Annotated in this window: 11 protein-coding genes; 5 read left to right on the forward strand and 6 right to left on the reverse strand. The window is 36.6% G+C overall.

Features of this window, described 5'->3' with window-relative positions; genetic code table 11:
- Positions 1 to 142: 142 nt before the first annotated feature.
- Positions 143 to 1,456 (reverse strand): PepSY domain-containing protein, encoded by a 1,314-nt coding sequence (locus Q4534_RS00975; protein WP_303611294.1) that lies wholly within the window; start codon positions 1,454 to 1,456, stop codon positions 143 to 145.
- 52 nt (positions 1,457 to 1,508) lie between these two features.
- Positions 1,509 to 3,965, reverse strand: coding sequence for a TonB-dependent receptor (locus tag Q4534_RS00980; protein ID WP_303611295.1), 2,457 nt, complete (start codon positions 3,963 to 3,965; stop codon positions 1,509 to 1,511).
- Positions 3,966 to 4,356: 391 nt separating this feature from the next.
- Here Q4534_RS00980 and Q4534_RS00985 point away from each other — a divergent pair, with 391 nt between their 5' ends.
- From Q4534_RS00985 to Q4534_RS01005, 5 genes are all read left to right on the forward strand, one after another.
- Complete coding sequence (locus Q4534_RS00985; protein ID WP_303611296.1) at positions 4,357 to 4,818, forward strand: GbsR/MarR family transcriptional regulator; 462 nt, start codon at positions 4,357 to 4,359, stop codon at positions 4,816 to 4,818.
- Positions 4,819 to 4,884: 66 nt separating this feature from the next.
- Positions 4,885 to 6,246 (forward strand): TolC family protein, encoded by a 1,362-nt coding sequence (locus Q4534_RS00990; protein ID WP_303611297.1) that lies wholly within the window; start codon positions 4,885 to 4,887, stop codon positions 6,244 to 6,246.
- Between the two features lie 39 nt (positions 6,247 to 6,285).
- Entirely contained in the window at positions 6,286 to 7,335 is a 1,050-nt protein-coding gene (locus Q4534_RS00995; RefSeq protein ID WP_303611298.1) for an efflux RND transporter periplasmic adaptor subunit, read from the forward strand.
- Between the two features lie 8 nt (positions 7,336 to 7,343).
- Positions 7,344 to 10,499: an efflux RND transporter permease subunit gene (locus Q4534_RS01000; RefSeq protein WP_303611299.1), complete on the forward strand. Its 3,156-nt coding sequence runs from the start codon at positions 7,344 to 7,346 to the stop codon at positions 10,497 to 10,499.
- A 92-nt stretch (positions 10,500 to 10,591) separates the two neighbouring features.
- Entirely contained in the window at positions 10,592 to 10,831 is a 240-nt protein-coding gene (locus Q4534_RS01005) for a hypothetical protein (protein WP_014022169.1), read from the forward strand.
- Positions 10,832 to 11,060: 229 nt separating this feature from the next.
- Here Q4534_RS01005 and Q4534_RS01010 read toward each other — a convergent pair whose 3' ends face one another.
- From Q4534_RS01010 to Q4534_RS01025, 4 genes are all read right to left on the reverse strand, one after another.
- The gene (locus tag Q4534_RS01010; protein WP_303611300.1) at positions 11,061 to 12,731 is read right to left on the reverse strand and encodes a RagB/SusD family nutrient uptake outer membrane protein; all 1,671 of its coding nucleotides are present in this window, start codon (positions 12,729 to 12,731) and stop codon (positions 11,061 to 11,063) included.
- A 24-nt stretch (positions 12,732 to 12,755) separates the two neighbouring features.
- Positions 12,756 to 15,776 (reverse strand): TonB-dependent receptor, encoded by a 3,021-nt coding sequence (locus Q4534_RS01015; RefSeq protein ID WP_303611301.1) that lies wholly within the window; start codon positions 15,774 to 15,776, stop codon positions 12,756 to 12,758.
- Between the two features lie 474 nt (positions 15,777 to 16,250).
- Positions 16,251 to 17,558: a sulfatase-like hydrolase/transferase gene (locus Q4534_RS01020; protein ID WP_303611302.1), complete on the reverse strand. Its 1,308-nt coding sequence runs from the start codon at positions 17,556 to 17,558 to the stop codon at positions 16,251 to 16,253.
- Positions 17,559 to 17,601: 43 nt separating this feature from the next.
- Complete coding sequence (locus Q4534_RS01025; protein ID WP_303611303.1) at positions 17,602 to 19,788, reverse strand: polysaccharide lyase family 8 super-sandwich domain-containing protein; 2,187 nt, start codon at positions 19,786 to 19,788, stop codon at positions 17,602 to 17,604.
- Positions 19,789 to 20,080 lie beyond the last annotated feature (292 nt).

Here is a 20,080-nt window from a genome sequence, read left to right on the forward strand (position 1 = left end):
GGATAAAAAGGAAATAGATAGTTTTCTGTAAGCACATTTATCCATTCATTCCAAAAAAAAATGCTTACAACAAAAAAGATACTACCAAAAAACAGAAGGAGAGGTATCAGGTAGTGTTCTGTAATTTTATCTGTCTTGGTATTCATACCTCAAGGTTTTTAAATGTGCTTCTCTTAGTTTTGAGTAGTAGTTTTTTAATAATTATAGCAATCAAAAAACCATAGAAAGCTATGGCTACCAATAAGGAAGGAATACCTAAACCCAACTTTATACTCATGATGGCGATGCCGGCAATGGTACCTAGAATACCAATGGTCCATCGGCTAAGTTTAGATTTTAAAGGGATTGTTTTTCCAAGCCTTGATTTTGATTTTCTGGTACGCTCTAAATAAATAATAAAGCCACTCAAAGAAAGAAAGCCTGAGCTTAAGGCCAACAGGCAATAAAGTATTTTCAATGAGATTCCGGCAAAATCCCCAAAATGAAAAGACTCCTGAACAAAGTATAATTTAGCTCCAAAATTCTGGTCACTGATATTATATTTAAATAGAAGTTCCTGTTTCTGCTTGTCAAAAACAAGTTTGTTTGAACGCCTTTCATAAGCTTGTCCAGGAACATTTCCCAAGACCTGAACAATGCCCTCACCATTGGTAGTAGGCCGTATAAACCAAGGAATCATATTGGGGAATTCTAACTGAGATTTTTGATATATGGCATCAAAATCCAGAATATAATTCATGTCCTCTTTTTCTGTAAAAACCTTTTCGTTTCGGCTGAAATTATTGGGTTGTGAGATATCTAGTCCATACATTATATAGGATTGAAGCCCTAGCCATGCACCTGTAATACCAATCATCATATTGAAAGCAAGGGCACTTATACCGATAAATTTATGTAAATCGGCTTGGGTAATTCTCAGTTTATTTGAGCGAATTTTCCCAAAAGGCTGCTTTTTCATAAACTTACCATAAATAAATAAACCAGTTATGGTGGATAGGAAAAGTGCAATTCCGGCCAAGCCAACAATTTGTCTTCCAAAATATGCTTCATAAAATCGGACATGGATGTTCCTTAAAAAATAGCTGAAAGATTTAAAATAATTCCTTTCACCTAGAATTTCGCCCGTATGCGGGTTAATGAAAACTTCCCAAATCATGGGATTCAACTGGCTCTTTTCTTTTGGCATAAGGCGAATTATCCAAGTATCTAAATAAGCCTTTGGCATTTCTACCTCAAAAAGATATTTGTTCGGATGCATGGGAAGCACTTTGGCTACAGCCTCTGTTAATGAAGCTTTTTCACTACCAGGTTCTACCTGCCTAAGGTTAGGGTTAAGCAATTGATCAATTTCAGGTCTAAATAAAGCAGCAGCACCAGTAATACTCAGAAATAGGATGACAATACCGGTATACAGGCCCAACCAATTGTGAATTTTCCAGAGAAGGTTTTTATTCATACTAAAGTAAAACCACCTTTCTTGAATGGTACAAGAAAGGTGGTTTGATTATTTAAAATATATAGGAGATGGTTGTCATTGCATTTCTAGGCGCACCCGGGAATGCGCGGAGATAATCGTATCCTCCTACCCAATGAGTCTTATCAAACAGGTTGTTTACATTCATTTGGATTTGAAACCTATTCATCTTATAGTAAATGGCAGCATCGAATAATTCATAACTTGGAAATATAGGTGGATTATCGGATGATCCTAAAGACCCGTATCTTTCGGAAACGAAATTGGCACCAAAACCAAAACCTAAGCCTGTAAGATTCCCTTCCTTGATCAAGTATTTAGTCCAAATATTCCCGGTATTTTTAGGCGCATTTGGTTTTTGTCTTCCTATTAGGTTTTCGTCGTCACTCTGTGTGATGACCGCATCATTGAAGGCATAACTAACTGTTATGCTCCAATTAGGAGTGATATTTCCAGCCAAGTCAATTTCTACACCTTTGGATACCTCTTCCCCATTCTGTATCAAAAGATCAGGTTGGCCCGGTTCGTTTGCATTGTAAAGGGAACCCCATTCTTTCAAATTATAAAGGGCAAGGCTTCCACTTAATTTTCCATCAAAAAATTCACTTTTTGCCCCCATTTCTAGCAATTCGCTGGTTAATGGATCAAATGGGCCTCCCGCATCCGGGTTATTAATTACCGTGGCTGTTTGTGGTTGGAATCCTTGGACATAGGTACCATAAACATTGATATTAGAACTGAGGCTGTATACAAGTCCAAGACGGGGAATCAAAGCGTTTTGGGTAACATCTTCTTCCGTACCTACTTTATAATTCAGGACGTCCCTGTAAAATTCTTGCCTTAAACCTAAAAGCACTTTAAGGTTACCAATACTGGCTTGTTCTTGGATATAAAAACCATGAGAATTAAGTTTTGAAGGAGCAAAATTACTTGTGCTGTAAATGTATTTACTCATGTCCCTCATTTGATTGCCAAAAGGATCTGTCAGGTCAAAATGCCCCACAATTGGAACTGGGTTTCCATTGCTGTCAAGTAAGTAATCGGACTTGTTCTCCGGGTTGTAGGAATTTATGGAACGCTGCCCATTAGCACTATAATATCCTCTTGCTGCCAATTGAGACCCTCCGGGAAGCAAGACTTGCTGAAAATAATCATATCCTAGCAATAACTTATGAGCGACCTGTTGGGTTGTAAAATCAAAGTTGAAATAATTGCTAAAATTGTTATTGCTCCAATTTCGTTTTCGAATGCCAACACGCATACCCACTTTCTCGGGGTCAATACTACCATCCCCATTTAAGGCAAATACATTATTAGATCTATGTTCAAGTAAATCTTCTGCATAGTTTGACCGCATATAAACGGAATTGAAGCTAATATTTGAATTAAATTGGTGATTTAAAGAAATGGTAGCATTTACACTTTCTTCTTTCAGGTAATCATTTACAGCATTTAAGGATTTGGTTATAGGGACAGAAAATAAATCCCCATTCCCAAATACCGCTTGGCCTCTGTCTAACCTTCCATCTGACTGTTGATAAACAACGTCTAAGTTGAGTCTTGTTTTTTCTGAAGGTAGAAATGAAAAAGAGGGGGCTACAACCAAATTTTTGTCGTATTGTAGGTCTCTGAAATTTCCTGAATTTTCATACCCCAAATTCAATCGAAACAATAATGTTTCATCTTCTGTCATAGGTCCGGTGAAATCACCCAATACCCTAAAGGTGTTGAAACTTCCAATAGTGGAACTTACTGACTTTCTGGATTCCTTCAAAGGCTTTTTAGTTACCCTGTTTATGGTTCCTCCTGCAGAGGCATTACCAAATAAAGCAGAAGCAGGGCCTTTAATTACTTCTACACGCTCAATATGTGGAATTAATTGTTGTTTCCAAAAGCTAGTCATGGCTCTCATACCATTGACTAAATTTCCGGAAGTTTTTTGGCCTTGAATGCGATGACCCCGTATGGTGATGTCATTGTAAAAAGTAAATTGGTTAACACCACTGATGTTTTTTACAACATCATTTACTCGAAAAGCTCCTTGATCCAAGGCCAATTCTTTCGTTACATACCCTATGGATTGAGGTACATCCTTTAGTGCCGTAGCAGACTTTGTCCCAATAAAAGAAGATTTATTTTGATAAGATGTTTCAGACCTTCCCAATATTTCGACGGTTTGTAAAGTTAACTCAGTCGCGGCCAATTCAATATTTAAAACCGTAGTTTCATTTTCTTTAATTTCTATTGACTTTTCTTTGGTTTCATAGCCCAAGGAATTAATGGTTACTGTTATTTTACCTGATGGTATGCCTTTAAATAAATAATACCCATCCTTGTTTGTAATGGTACCTGATTGGGTGTCTTTGATCAGTACATTGATGAATTCTAGAGGTTCTCCCTTTTTGTTTTTAATTGAACCTGATAGGGCTCCGGTTTGTGCCAAAGCAGGAGTAGCTATTAGGCATAGTAATAATGGTATAATATATTTCATAGTTTATTATTTAGAATTATTCTTAACAGTGGCAAAAGTAGAGGCTATTGATTATATTCCAAAGCAATTTCTAACTTTATTTGGATTCAATCCAAATAAAGTTAGAAAGCAAGGAATTTGGTTTTCATTAATTTTCTTTAGTCTTATTTTTTAAGTTGGTAGTGTAGTGGGTATAAAAATTTTAGTACCCTCAATTTTATTTGGATGGGTTTTCAATTCACGCTTGAGTACTCAATGGATTTTGATTCAAAAAAAATAAAGGCTTATTTATATTACCCAATCATATGTTTAGTCTGTTAAAAAAAATTCTAAACTTTAGTTCACAAAATTATGAACCAAAAAAACCTTTTGTATCTTTGTGCCGTTATTACAAAAAATAACTAAAAGAATTATGACACTTAGCACAGATCAACAGCAAGTTATTGAACGGATTGGTGTTTTCTTTGAGACCAAAGGAAATCAACCTATTCTTGGTAGGATCATTGGCTTATTGATGGTGGCCGATGATGCTGAAGCTACATTTGAAGATATTCAGAAATGTTTGTTTGTAAGTAAGAGTGCAGTAAGTCAAGCGCTTACTTTATTGCAAAGTCAAAATAAAGTAGAATACATAACAAAACCGGGAGAACGCAAACGTTATTTCAGGTTAAAAATCAGAAATTGGAAAACAGATATACAAGAGGACATGAAAAATGTTTTCAAATTTAATGATGTTCTCGAGGAGATAATTGCGATGAGGGGTGATAAAAACGAAGAATTCAATAAATACTTGGTTGAAGTTTCAAATTTCATGAAATTTTTAAAAGCTGAGCTTCCTATATTGATTGAAAGTTATAAAAAGTCTTGCAAATAATTTTTTTACCCTTTTGGTTCACAAAATATAGAACAAACTATACTTTACTATACATAATAAATTAAAATGAAAAAACAAAACTTGATACCACTAATCATAATGCTCTTTTTGGGAGGAGTGGTGCATGCACAAGGGGGCATTGATGATGGGTTTACTTTAAAAGAGTGTATTGAACTGGGATTAAAAAACAATGCTCAAATCAAAAAATCGATATTGGATGAGGAAGAAGCAGGATATTTAAGGAAAGAAATAACCGGAACCGGTTTACCACAGGTAGAAGCTTATGGTAACTATAATAATTTTCTGGATGTGTATCCACAAGCAATTCCCGGAGGAATATTGGATCCAAATTCTGATCCAAATGGTGTGGACGTGATTGCTTTTGGAGTTCCTCAAAGTTTAAAGGGAGGAGTCAAATTAAGCCAGTTGGTATTCAGTCAATCTTATCTTATAGGATTAAAAGCGGCAAAAACTTCAGAAGAGTTTTATCGGCTTATCACCGAAATGACGACCGAAGACATCATTTATGATATCGCCATGAATTATTATGGGGTGATTGCTACCCAACTTCAAATGATAAATTTGGAAGCAAACCATGACAAACTTGTAAAGTTGGAAGGAATTATAAAGTCTCAATATGAAAATGATTTAGCCAGGAAAGTAGATCATAATCGTGTTAAAGTAAACCTGACGAGTTTAGAGACACAAATGGATAATCTAGAAACGCTTATAGAACAAAGAAGCAATTATTTAAAATTAGTAATGGGTATTCCTGTAGCAGATGAATTGGCTCTTGCACCATATAACTTTGAAGAGCAACACGATCAACAGGCAATATTGCTTGAAGATCCAGATTTAAGCAATCGATATGACCTCAAGGTATTGGACAAACAACAGGAACTGAATGCCCTTAATATTAAAAATATAAAATCCGGATATTATCCCACCATTGCTGCCTTTGCAGATCTAAATTACAATGCATTTTCAAATAGTTTTGATTTTTTATCAACTAGTCACCAGTGGTATAGGGGCTCTTTGGTTGGCATACAATTGAACATACCCATCTTCGATGGAAACCAGAAAAAAAATAAGATTGCTCAAGCGAGGATGCAAAGTGAAAAATTGAAACACGATCAATATTTGGCAGAGCAAAACGCACAAGCTTCCTATTTGAATGCAGTTAAGAAAATGAATAATAGTTTAAAAAGTCTAGAAGCACAACAATCCAATTTGGTTTTATCAGAAACCGTTTTTGATCAAACCAATCAACTGTATAGAGAGGGATTATCTCCACTGACAGATGTTTTGGATTCAGAAACTGCACTTAGAGAAGCCCGAGCCGCTTATTTTAATCAAATTATCAATGTAAAAACTGCAGAAGCAGAACTCTACCAATCCATTGGTAAAATTGAAAAGATAGCAGAATAAAATAAATAGAAATCGAAAAGAAATTTATTTCAAATAAGTATGAAAAAATTAATCACACCCTTGGTATTTGTGTTTATAGCCGCAGTTATCGGTTTTACACTTTATAAAAACAAGCAAGAAATGGAAGTTAAAGCAGAAGAAGCCATGAAAACAAGTGAGTCAATTCCTGTGAGAACACAAGAAGTTGCCAAAACTTCTAATGCCCTTTCATTTACTATTAATGGTACATTTATTCCTAGTAGAGAATTGTTGCTTAAGTCTGAAGGAAGTGGCAAAGTAACGCGTATCTATAAAGGTAAAGGAGACCATGTTTCCAAGGGAGAAGTCATTGCCAAATTAGATGATGAACTGATACAAGCTGAATTGGCCATTGCTGAAACTAAATTTAATCAATATACCAGAGATTTAAGCAGGTATGAAAACTTGGCAGGTACTGAGGCTATAACTGAAAAGCAACTTGAGGAAATTCAGAATGCACATAAAATGGGTGCTTCAGAGATCAAAATGATCAACAGAAGGCTTGCCAATACCGTAATTACTGCCCCTATTTCCGGATTTATCAATGAGGATTTTATTGAAATAGGAACTTTAATGAGTCCGGGAATGAATGTAGTAGAAATCGTCAATGTGATGCCACTAAAATTGGTAGTGAATGTATCCGAGATGGAAATTGCAAATATACAAGTTGGAGATACTGTGAAAGTTAAAGTCGGTGTCATTCCTGATCAGGAATTCACCGGTAAAGTTTCGTTTACAAGTAGTAAAGGAGATGCTTCCTTAAAATATGAGGTAGAGATTGATTTAGAAGATGCATCGGAAAAAATCAAACCGGGAATGTTTGCCTATGCTACATTTGAATACCCTGCACAGGAAGCCATAATGATTGAAAGAACTTCACTTATCAGAGGAATAAAAAATCCTGAAGTATTTGTATTAAAAGATGGTAAAGCCAATTTAAAGAAAATCAAAATCGCGCAAGTAGGGAATAACAAGCTTATGCTTCTTGAAGGTTTAAATATTGGCGATAAGTTGATCACCTCCGGATTGATCAACCTTAAAGATGGAATGGCGGTAACTGAAATTCAATAGTAGAAGCGATGCAAATTACTAAAATATCTATACAAAGATCCACCATAGTGGTGGTGCTCTTTACCATTTTGACTTCCCTGGGGATTTTTTCCTACAGTCAAATGTCCTATGAGCTATTACCGAAGTTCAGTCCGAATGTAGTTACCGTATCCACACTTTACCCGGGCTCTGCTCCATCGGAGGTGGAAAATTCAGTTACTCGAAAACTGGAGGATGCATTGGCATCCTTGGAAGGGATTGATGTTATGAAATCTACTTCTCTGGAAAGTTTTTCTATCATTACCATTGAGCTTAAAGATGAAGTAAATGTAGATGTTATTCTACAGGATGCACAACGTAAGATAGATGCTATATTAGGAGATCTTCCGGATGATGTAGATCCACCTTCATTAGGCAAGTTTAGTTTAGATGATATGCCTATCATGCAGTTGGGAGCTTACTCAACAATGAGTGCCACTGATTTTTATGATTTGATGGATCAGCGAATCCAGCCTACCCTGGCCCAGGTTGATGGTGTGGCACAAGTAAATTTATTGGGAGGTACTGAAAGAGAAATTAAGGTAAACCTGAATCAAAATAAGCTTGAAGCTTTAGGGATTTCACCAATTCAGGTGAACCAAGCCATAGCTACGGAAAATTTAGATTTTCCTACAGGAAAGCTTATTAGTGATGATGAGCAAATATTGATTCGATTGGCCGGAAAATTTACTTCAGTTGATGAAATCAGAAACCTTGTGGTGGCGCAAAATGGGGCCTCTATTATTAAAATAAAAGATCTTGCTGAGGTAGTTGATTCTAATAAAGAGGAAGAAATCCTAAGTAGATTAAATGGAAATGCCGCGATTGGTGTATCCATACAAAAACAATCGGACGCCAATGCGGTGGACGTGGCCGAAAATGTTACCCTTGCCTTGGCCGGCCTTGAAGATACGTACAAAGACAATAGCCTAAAGTTTGAAGTTTCTCAAGACAGTTCAACCTTTACTTTAGAAGCTGCAGATGCTGTGATTCATGATTTAATTATAGCGGTTGTATTGGTGGCAGTAATCATGTTATTGTTTTTACACAGTATCCGGAATGCCGTGATTGTAATGATAGCAGTACCTGCTTCCATCGTAGCTACATTTACAATAATGTATTTAGCCGGATTCACACTTAACCTAATGAGTTTATTGGCCCTTTCTCTAGTGGTGGGGATCTTAGTGGATGATGCCATTGTGGTGATTGAAAATATCTATCGGCATATGGAGAAGGGAAAAACTGCCGTACAAGCTTCCTATGATGGAATTCGAGAGATTGGAGGTACGGTAATATCCATTACACTGGTAATTGTGGTGGTATTTGTTCCATTGTCCATGACGGGGGGCTTGATTGCCGGTATATTGACTCAATTCAGTATAACTGTGGCTGTGGCTACTTTGATAAGTTTATTGGTTGCTTTTACCTTAATCCCACTTTTAACTTCCAGGTTTTCAAAATTAGAACATGTGGATGCCAAAAGTATTTTCGGTAAAATAATCAATGGCTTTGAAAAAATACTCGACAGTATCGTAGCCTGGTTGACAGGTATTCTTAGCTGGTCATTTAACAACAAAGCCATTACGTTAATTTTGACTTTTGTAATGTTTGTCTCCTCCTTTATGCTAGTAAGCAACGGTTTTATTGGGAGCGAATTTGTAGGTCAAGGTGATAAAGGAGAATTCTTGATGAGGATTGAGCTTCCTAAATCTGCTACTCTGGAGGAAACAAATTTTAAAACCATGGAGACGGAACATTTCTTAAGGAAAAACCCGGAAATAAGCGGAATCTTTACTTCAGTTGGACAAACTACAGGTGGTTTTTCAGGGGCAACTTCCACACCTTATGCTGCTGAACTAACAGTTAAAATGGTGCCGGCAGAGGAAAGAAATATCACAGCCCCGGAATTTGCCAGGGAAATGGAAATTGCTTTGGAAGAAAGTATTGTGGGCGCTGAGTTTACTGCTGTGCCGATTGCCATTACTGGTACGGCAAGTGATGCACCTATACAAATTTTACTATCAGGTCCGGATTTGGACGTTCTAAAGTCTTTTTCGGATAAAGTATTGGACGAAGTGAGTAAGGTACCAGGTACCAGAAAGGTTCAAAGCTCTCTTGAAGAAGGAAATCCTGAAATAAGCGTTCAAGTAGACCGAGCAAAAATGGCTGATTTGGGATTAGACATGGCTTTGGTAGGAGGAACCATGCAAGTTGCTTTCAATGGCAATACCGATACCAAATATAGAGATGGTGACTTTGAATATGACATTAACATTAAGTTGGATGAGTTTGATAGAAAATCTGTTGCTGACATAGAAAACCTAGCTTTTGTCAACAAAAGGGGAGAAGTGATTTTACTAAAACAATTCGCCTCTGCCATACCATCTGAAGGGCCAAGTCAACTTGAGCGTCAAAATAGAATCACTTCCGTTTCTGTAAAGTCTCAGGTTTCAGGTAGACCTACCGGTACTGTAGGACAAGAGATTAAGGACAGGATTGCAATGCTTGACATGCCCAATGAAGTGAACATTTCCTATGAGGGTGATATGAAAATGCAAGATGAAGGATTCGGAAGTTTGGGTATCGCTTTATTGGCTTCCATTTTACTGATTTATTTAATTATGGTCGCTTTGTATGACAATTACGTATATCCTTTGGTGGTGATGTTCTCGCTTCCCCTAGCTATCATAGGTGCCTTGTTAGCCTTGGCATTGTCAGGTTCTTCTTTAAGCATATTTAGTATTCTTGGATTGATTATGCTAATGGGACTGGTTGCTAAAAATGCGATTTTATTGGTGGATTTTGCCAACCAGTTGAAAGCTGCAGGCATAGAAGTTAAAACAGCTCTATTTAAGGCTGTTGAGATCAGGTTTAGACCGATCCTTATGACCACTCTTGCGATGGTTTTCGGTATGCTTCCTATTGCTCTTGCTTCCGGTGCCGGTGCTGAATGGAAAAATGGACTTGCATGGGCTTTGATTGGTGGACTAATCTCCTCTATGTTTTTGACCATGGTAATTGTACCGGTTATCTATTATGTTTTTGATAGGATATTGGCCAAGTTTGGTATGGATAAGAAAAAGGAAATTGTGGTAGAAGAAACGGAATTGTCCGAAGAAGATTCCGAAGTAGCTGCTTATGTATAAATAGAATCATATTTAAAATAAAAGTTAGTATTAGGCCGTTTACTCCTAAACAGCTTAATACTAGCTTACTACATACAATTAAATCAAATAAGATGAACAATTACACTAGATTAAAAGCAATTGTAGAGGTAATGGGACAATATGGTATTTCTCCTGTAGCCAAGGTAAGACAAGCTGATTTTGTAGACGATCTTGGGTTTGACAAGGTTTTCCTCAATGGATTGATCTTTGATGTGGAAAATGTTCTCCAGATGGAGCTAAATGAGGAAATTGTGAATTCCTTGAAAAAACCAGAAGATTTAATTCAATATTTTCTTCAACATCAGAACTAAAAACATTTATTATCAATATAACCTTTTTAGGTTAGGTCATAAAAAAAGGTCTGGATTCTATCCAGACCTTTTACTTTAAAACTTATTCTCTTGTAATTCTTGTGCATCCGAAGATCTCCTAAATAAGTAAAAACCCTTAAGTCTGTGAATAAATTATTATATGACTTTTGGTCTCAACTACCAGTGAAATCTTCAGCTCAGAAAGAACCAGTGACTCTCTCGATATCTATTAATACCCTGGATTTTGAGGGAAATTTGCACTATTACCTTGGGCGCGGTCTATTTGATTTTGAGGTATAGGTCTTAAAACATGGAACTCTTCTATTCCGATAGATTTAGGGTTATGTGCCCTGACTCTTTCCACAAGAATGCCCCATCGCTTCAAGTCTAACCATCTTTGTTGCTCTCCCAATAGTTCTCTTGCTCTTTCTTCAATAATCATTTCCATATCCATATCTGAAGTAGAAATCTCCATTTCCCCTTCTTTGCCGGGAAAAGCAGCCCTTCTTCTTACCATATTGACATTTTCGGTGGCCTCTGCAATTTTATCTTGCTTCAATTGAGCTTCAGCTAAAAGAAGGTAAGTATCTGCCAACCTAAATGAGATATAGTCTCTCGTACCTTGAAACTGAGTTAAGTCTGCTCTCCCCGGATCGAGGTGTTTATTGAGAGTAGGGAACAACCTTTCTGTATAGGCACTAGGCACCAATACCTGGAAAGGCTTTTGTGCCCTTACTTCTTCTGACATCTCGTAACCTGGCACATATATAGCAGTATCTCCTGCAGCAAAATTTACTTGAGATTTGGAGTGATCAAAACTAGTATTGAAAGTTCCCGGATTGTTAGAATAATAAGTGTGTTTGAAAGATTGTTGATACCTGCTGTCATTTTCTCTATCTGCAAAAATTACATTTAAGGTATAATCAGTAGGCATGTACCTTTTAAACGGTCTACCATTTTCTGTATCCCTTCGCATTCCAGGCTGAACATCATATTCCATTAAGAAGAAAACATGTGTATTATTGCCAGTTCCATTGGTCAATGGGTTATTGCTGTATTGCGTTGCAAATATTACCTCGTCGTTTACTTCATTTCCAAAGGCATGTATATCCCCATAATTATCCAGAAGCCTAAAACTGTAATTTTCAATCACAGATTGTAGTAGGGATTCAGCCTTGGCGTAATCATCATTGGCGGCTGCCTCAGAAGTAGCTTTAGTAACATAAACTTTACCCAATAAATTTTCTGCTGCTGGTCGGGTGGCTCTTCCATAATCATCCGCTTGAGAAACTGCTGGCAGCTCAGGAATAGCTGTTTCTAAATCATTAATAATTGCAGCATAAATTTCCGGAACAGGTGTCCGTGTTACTTCATTATTTGGAATGACTGATTCGGAAAGCTGTAAGTCAATAGGACCAAAAAGCTGCACCAAAATAAAATAATGATGGGCTCTAATGAATTTGGCTTCTGCGATTCTAATTTGCCGAATTTCTTCTGATAGACCTTCAACTTCCGGTGCTCTTTCAATAACAGCATTGGCCGTATTAATCCCTTGATAAAGCTGGTCCCAAACCTCTCTTACATGTGAGTTTTGAGAATCAAAATCAGAAGTGTAAAAATTCATGTATTTAAAGGAGCCATCAGATCCATTGGTATAAGTATCAGTACCGAAAACGGTAAAATTATTTCCCCTTTCGGTTCCATACCATGACCTAAAAGAGCTGTAAGCGGCTTGCAGCCCATCATTCAGCCCACTGGGTGTGTTTAAGTAATCGTTTCCAATGTTTGAAACAACATTTTCTTCCAATAAACCTTCACAGCTTACTGCCGCAAAAATTGCTGCACTTATCAAGCTGGCTTTAAAATAGCTTAATAATTTATTTTTATAGTTAATTTTCATTTTTAGCAAAATTTAGGTTCAGTTTTAAAACTTAGCATTAATTCCAAAAGTAAACTGTGTAACAGCAGGAGCAATATTAGAATTGATAACTCCACCTTCTACGCCCTGTTCTCCATCTATAAAGGTTTCAGGATCAATTCCTGCATGTCGGCTTCTGTATTTTGAGAAAATAAATGGTTGTTGAATACTGGTATAAACCCTAAGGCTTTCCATTTTGAGTCTTTCAACAATGCCTTCCGGCATGGTGTAACCAAAATTTATATTTCTAATTTTAAGGAAGGTGCCATCAAAATATTGCAAAGAAGAGGAATATTTTGGAAATTCTTGGTTTACATTTGGACGAGGATAATCATTCGTTGGATTGGCCGGGGTCCAATAATCCACGTTTAAATTATTGTATCTACCTGCAAGTGCATTGAACCCGCCTGTATGAAAACCACTTCTGATCATGGACCCAAACCTTCCAAAAATAAAAAAGGATAAATCAAGCCCTTTGTAAGAAAACCTATTGGTGATTCCTCCTGCAAAATCAGGAACCGGTGAACCTAGAATTTGGCGGTCGTCTGCATTGATCTGTCCGTCGTTATTCACATCCTCTATTTTAATGATACCGGGTTGATCACTATAAACTGCGGCTTCATCTGCTTCATCTACTTGCCAAATGCCAATCTTGTTCCAATCGTAGAATACCGTTAAAGGTTCTCCGATAAAGCGTCCTGCACCTACATCATCTCCATCAGCCAATTCTAGAATTTCCTCTCTGTTTCTATTAAAAATAAAATCTGTGGACCACCTAAAATTTCCTTTATCGATATTTATTGTGTTTAAAGTCAATTCAATACCTCTATTTTGCGTTTTACCTATATTGGTAATAAAACCTCCAAAACCTGTTGAATTAGGCAAGGGTTGGGGAGCCAATAGGTCAGTGGTGGTGGTAATATAATATTCTGCAGAACCTGCAATTCTTCCCTGTGAGAAAACAAAATCAAGACCGGCATTGGCTGTAGTAGAAGTTTCCCATTTTAAATCCGGATTACCAATGGTGTTGGGTAAGTAGCCAAAAGCAGCATTTGATCCAAATTCATATGAAGTTCTAGCAAGCAAAGGTTGAGTTTGGTAAGGTGCAATACCCTGATTGCCGATGGCTCCGTAACTTATCCTTAGTTTTAACTGGTCTAAAACTGTGCTTTCCTGTAGGAAGCGCTCATCACCAATATTCCAGCCTAATGCTACCGAAGGGAAATAGCCAAAACGATTGTTTTTACCAAACCTTGATGAACCATCAGCTCTTAAAGTAGCAGTCATCAGGTATTTACCTTGGTAATCGTAATTTAACCTCCCCAAAAATGACAATAAAGTCCATTGAATTAAATTGGTATTGGCACCTGTTATTTGACTTGCATCGCCTAATTGGTGATAACTTTGGCTTTCTGCAGGGATTCCCAATACATTAATACTTGAATATTCCCTATTGTCTCTTTGTAAAGATTGTAGTCCTGTAAATTGAAAAGTATGGGATTCATTTAGAATTTTGGTGTAATTGATGATATTTTCAATTGTGTAGTTGAATTGAAATTCTTCAGAAATACTACCTGTAGGATCTCCTTCCCGCCTGGCATTGGTTTGAGATCCTATAAATCTGCCACTTCTACTTATACCTATATCAGGACCAAAATTAAATCGATAAGTTAAACTAGGTGTAATGTCATAAACTGCATAAAAACTATTAAAAATCCTGTACCTCTTGGTTAAGTCTTCATGAGCACCTGGTACAATTTCAGCCAACGGGTTTGTCCTTAAACCATCCTGGGTAGGTTTGAAGTTAATGGTCCCGTCATCATTGAAGGTTTTTCCTAAAGGATTTTCCTGGAGTGCACCACCGATAGGATTAAAATTAGCACCGTTTCTTTCACTGTAGGTAGCTAAAGTAGAAGTACCAATTCTAAATTTATCATTGAACTTATGGTCAAGATTTATCCGGTAAGTATGTCTGGTAAAATCTTGTAACTTAACTACGCCAATGTCTTTAAAAAAATTTGCAGAAATAAAGAAAGTGGTTTTTTCATTACCACCCCCTACACTTACATTGTGATTTTGAATGGATCCTGTTCTAGTTAAAGCATCAATGTAATCGAAACTTCTTCCCAATTCTATGCTTTCTAATTCATTAGGCTCAAATAGAGAAGCGTCCGCCTCCGGAGTTGCAGGGCCTTCAGGATATTCTCCAACAGCTCTTCTGGACTCTCTTTTATATTCTGCAAACTCTTCTCCATTAAAATTTTGGATTCTTCCAAGACTTTTACTGATTCCATAATAAGAATCTACCGAGACCCTGGTCTTTCCTGCATTTCCTCTTTTGGTGGTAATGATAACCACACCATTTGCACCCCTCGATCCATATATGGCAGTAGCTGAAGCATCTTTTAACACCTCCATTGAGGCAATGTCCTGTGGGTTAAAGTCAGTCATTCCACCTACAATAGGAATGTTATCGACAACGTATAGGGGATCGTTGCCGGCATTAAATGAACGTCTGCCCCTGATTCTTACTTGTGGTTCAGCTCCTGGTTTACTACCAGCCTGTGTGACGTCCACCCCTGTGGCACGTCCTTGTAGGGCTTGTCTCGCATCTGTAATTGGTAGTTCTAAAATTTCTTTATTTCCTACAGAAGAAATGGCACCTGTCAGTTGACTTTTTTTAGTAGTACCATAACCAACAACAATCACCTCATCGAGATCGGAGATGTCCGGTTCTAATTGAACATTCACTATTGTCTGGTTTTCAATTTTTACTTCTTTGGATGAATATCCTATAAAGGAAAACACAAGTGTCGCATTGGAAGGGGCTGAAAGGTTATAGTTCCCTTCTACATCAGCAGCAGCCCCGGTGGAAGTACCTTTAATCAGTACAGAAGCTCCTGGTATGCCCATGTTATTTTCATCTACAATTCTCCCACTTATCTCCACATTTTGGGCCATGAGCAATTGGGTATTTAATCCAATCAAAAGGATTAAATACCCTAATTTTAAGGATAATTTTTGCATGGTAATTTTAGGTTTAATTTTTAATTGTTTAGGTAATATTAATAGGATTTTACTTGTTCCAGCTAATTATTTGATATTTTAAATAAAAAGTTAGACGTTTTAACTAGTAATCCTTTGGGCTTTAATCCATTCAATGGATTTTACATTGGCAATAAAAATTTGAGTTTATTCATAAGCTGATTTAGGTTTAATAAATTTTAAAATTTATCAAAACTAGACAAAACCAACTAAATTTGCAATATATATTATTCTTATAGTTTTACGGAAAATAGGGGGCAAGCAATTCTTATATTTTTTATATGAAAATAAGAAAATTAAAAAATATGAAAGGGCCCGGATTTGAACTTCCAGGCCTTATTAATTCTTTTTTAAATTAATTGATACCTATAAAAAAGTAGGTATTATAAGAATGAAACTAAAAGGGAAAAAATATATTTTTTTGTCTTGAATAATCAAAGTAATTGGAGATTGAACTTAATCTCCTTCACTTAAATTCATTTCATCCAAAACCTTTTCAAATTTGCTAATTATTTTCTTTTCTTTTTTATTTAGGTCATTCTTCTTCAAGGCATCCTTTTCATACAAATCTTCTTTAAGATTATAAATTTCTCCATTTTGATACAACTTATATTTCGTGTCGTGAACAAATGTTCTTGGAGCAAATTTTCCCCAATTAGGATCATAATGGCAAAAAACCCATTCCCTAACCTCCCTAATATTATGCTTACCAGTGAGTTGTGGATAAAAACTGATTCCATCAGTAAATGACTTTTTATTTTTAGCCCCGGCAACATCCATTAACGTAGGTACAAAATCTGTAAAATCTATAAGGTTATTATTGACACTACCTTCTTTAATTGTTCCCGGCCAGTAAGCAATCATGGGTACATGTGTGCCCAAATCATTTGTATAACCCTTATTTCCCCTCAACTGCTTTCCATTCACAGTAGACACCACATCTCTGTCTGTTCCATTGTCCCCAATAAATAAAATCAGGGTGTTTTCAGCAATTCCTAAATCATTTACTTTCTTTATTATTCTACCAATCAAATGATCCATATGTGTTACCATGTCAGGAAATAGTTCCGGATGGTTTAGTCGGGTTTTTGGATCATAGGAGGCAAATGCATTTGATGCAGGAACAGGCTCAAATGGATCATGAGTCAAGACCATTGGGTAATATACAAAGAATGGTTTATTGCCTTGGTTCTCCATAAAATCTTCCATATAATCCACAAACAAGTCCGGACCGTACTTTCCTTCAAAGAATTCCACTCCTGTCTCACGGCTATCTAATAATGGATCTTTATACCTGGAGCCAAGGTCCTTGACCTGCCAAAGTCTGTATTTATCAAAGCCGGCATCAAGAGGTAGGCTTCCTCCTTGCCCATTGGCCAATTTTCTTTGTACCTCATTTCCATAAAGCTGCCATTTGCCAACAATACAAGTAGCATAGCCTTCCGCTTTTAATAGATGTCCAAAAGTTGATTCTTTAGGATCCAAAATCCCAAACCCCAGGTAATTCCTAAAATTATACTTTCCAGTCATTAACTGAACCCTAGATGGAGTACACAATGGCATAGAGTGCGTATTTTCAAACTTCATGCCTTTCGCAATCATTTTATCAATTTGTGGGGTTTTGTTAAAATCATTGCCATATGCTTCCAGTGCTTCGTAACCCAAATCATCTGCCATGATCAATATAATATTTGGCTTATCTTGGGCATTTAGGAGGGTTAATGAACAAGAAATAAGAATTAAAAGTACTAGTGCATTTTTCATATTTATAAATGAGTTAATCTTTAACAATCAGGATTTATATTGACTATTTAAGTTGAAAGGTAATACTTTTCCCTGCATATTCTTTTTCAGGCATTTTAAGGGTAAAAAATGTTGTATTCGACTGCTTGTTTTTAATGGCACTAATGTTTTTATTTAATACCTTATATAGTCCATCGAGCGTAAATGTTATTTCTTTCAATTTTCTAGTTGGGTCCGAGATGGATATGGAGTGCACCTTTCCATGGTTCAGTTGAAGCAAAATAATACCTGCACTATCCATTTTCAAATTTAATGTATTTTCTAATAGTAAGTTCCCGGATTGATAGAATACTGCCTGCACTTCTTGTTCTTCCTTATTCTTTACCGCCTGAAGTTCTTTTGTATTGGATAATATGGAATAAGGGGTTCCGGATACATAGAGGGATTTTAACTCACTTTCTGAAATCCCGGGAAAAACCATATAAATATAGCTTCCATTTTGTGGATTCACTCCATGGTCAAACCATATTTTCAATACTTCTCTTGAGACGATTTCGTTTGATATGTTTTTTTGATCTGTAATATCCGACCATCGACCTGTTTCCACTTGATTTGATACATGTACACTACTTTCGTCAGGAAATACATAGCCTATATTCCCGTGATACAGCCATTTTAATTGGCTAATCTCATGGGTACCCTCTGGGAGTGGTGCAGCTTTTTCCCCGGTTTGCATGGTGCTTATTGGGGATCTAATTAGCACCTGATCCACGGTAGTAGCCACAGGTAGATCTTTGTCTCCTTTTATGGCAGTTCCTAAACAAACATAACTTTGGTCAAAGAAAAACCAAGCTTTTTTTGCTTTGGTATCATCATGAGGGCTGGTGAAATCAAAACCTACCGCACCATTTTTACCATTTTCTACAGCCCCTACAAAATCCATTGTTCCTGCCTTTTGTATACTTTCACCATTATGTAATTCCGGTTTTTGTAGAATGGTTGTTCCGGATATTTTTTGCCAGTCGTAGATCGGCCAAATATTATGGTATTCATCTCCTTTGAGCATCAGGTAATTGGTGCCATCGGCCCTATGATGGGTGGTTATTCCCGGCCCGTTATAAGGTTTTTCCATGTTCTTATTCCTACTGGAAAACATTCGGACAGTGGTGTAATAATTGGGTCTTTGCAAAACAAAGTGTTCGGATTGCCAAAAAAACTTGGCAAAGGATAGGGCAGGAGTGACTTCCCCTTTTCGTAATTTTATTATTTCTTCTAATTCTTTATCCCGATAGGAAGTACTTCGTAGTAAACGTTCTATTTCCAAAGTCCCTTTTGCTTTGAAGGTAGACCTGTTTGCAATGCTCCTATTCTTTACACTTATGTCTTCGTATACTCCATAAACCAACTGTTTATAAATGCCATCAAGGTAATAATCGACCAAATGATTGATTTTATCTTCCTCAAAGGCATAGGAGGTACCTGCCACATAATCAGACCATTCTCCAAAAGCATTGGCATATTTTCCATATCCGTAGGAGGTAGTATTGTTTACCCTGTCTTTCCTGTGATGGAAACTATAATCCTGTTGCATCCCACGTTCTTCCGGACTGAATTTTATCTCATTCGCTATAATTTTGATTATCTCGTCGAAAGTTGCCTTGTCTTCGATAAAGAGCAAGTTTTTAGCTAAAATTCCTGCAATTACAATTCGATCTCCACTAGGTCTGGCACCAGAAGCATTCATATTGGCCCTTCCTATAATGGGTTGCGCTTTAACCACCAGTTCTTCCGGCAATTTTCTTCCTATAAGTAACATTAAATGGACCAAGTTTCCCGGTGTTGTTATTTGGTTATTGTGCCAGTTATCCCCAACGAAATCATTTTCTACCCAAAAATTGGTAGCCAATATGATTTTATCCAACAGATCTTTATCTAAATAATAGGGGTTGCCCTCGGATTCGTGAGCTTGGGCTAAAGTTACCAGGCCGGCGGTGTGTTTTCTTTGGGGAAAACTCGCTGTTCTACTTAAATCCGCATAATTAATATCCTTAAAACTTCCATCCGATTGAATATTTTTCATCAGCCTTATAACTTCATCGGTCTTTATCGGATTACTTTTCAATTGTGAGACTATTCTTTGGCGGATTAAGGCTATCTCATCCACTTGAGCCCATACCTCGGTACAGATTAGTAGGACAAGTAAAAATTGAATAATGATAATAAGCTTTTTGGGTAAATTGTTAATTGTCATTATTTCAGGAGGTTAAAATAAATGTTTTCATTAAGTGTATTTTTTTAGCCTTGTTGGTCATATGATTTGAAAGAATACTTGACCAACAGTTGAACAAATAAATTGAGGAGCAAAATACTATATTGTTTTTTAAGAATGACTAGCATCACAAAGCAATAGATCGTGTTATTGATCAAACATAAATTTCAATATTATATATTTTTTCAAAATTTCAATTTAATTAAATTCCCTTTTCCGGCAATAGATTTGACTGCGATTTTATCAGATGAAAACAAACGATAAAACAAAAAAA

It is taken from the genome of Cyclobacterium sp. 1_MG-2023 (assembly GCF_030546805.1).
GTDB lineage: Bacteria > Bacteroidota > Bacteroidia > Cytophagales > Cyclobacteriaceae > Cyclobacterium.

Bases quoted from the DNA above. Each gene is read 5' to 3' on its own strand.
- Q4534_RS00985 (WP_303611296.1), top strand. From the start codon at position 4,357: ATGACACTTAGCACAGATCAACAGCAAGTTATTGAACGGATTGGTGTT.
- Q4534_RS01000 (WP_303611299.1), top strand. From the start codon at position 7,344: ATGCAAATTACTAAAATATCTATACAAAGATCCACCATAGTGGTGGTG.
- Q4534_RS01020 (WP_303611302.1), bottom strand. From the start codon at position 17,558: ATGAAAAATGCACTAGTACTTTTAATTCTTATTTCTTGTTCATTAACC.
- Q4534_RS00990 (WP_303611297.1), top strand. From the start codon at position 4,885: ATGAAAAAACAAAACTTGATACCACTAATCATAATGCTCTTTTTGGGA.
- Q4534_RS01025 (WP_303611303.1), bottom strand. From the start codon at position 19,788: ATGACAATTAACAATTTACCCAAAAAGCTTATTATCATTATTCAATTT.
- Q4534_RS01015 (WP_303611301.1), bottom strand. From the start codon at position 15,776: ATGCAAAAATTATCCTTAAAATTAGGGTATTTAATCCTTTTGATTGGA.
- Q4534_RS00980 (WP_303611295.1), bottom strand. From the start codon at position 3,965: ATGAAATATATTATACCATTATTACTATGCCTAATAGCTACTCCTGCT.
- Q4534_RS01010 (WP_303611300.1), bottom strand. From the start codon at position 12,731: ATGAAAATTAACTATAAAAATAAATTATTAAGCTATTTTAAAGCCAGC.
- Q4534_RS01005 (WP_014022169.1), top strand. From the start codon at position 10,592: ATGAACAATTACACTAGATTAAAAGCAATTGTAGAGGTAATGGGACAA.
- Q4534_RS00995 (WP_303611298.1), top strand. From the start codon at position 6,286: ATGAAAAAATTAATCACACCCTTGGTATTTGTGTTTATAGCCGCAGTT.
- Q4534_RS00975 (WP_303611294.1), bottom strand. From the start codon at position 1,456: ATGAATAAAAACCTTCTCTGGAAAATTCACAATTGGTTGGGCCTGTAT.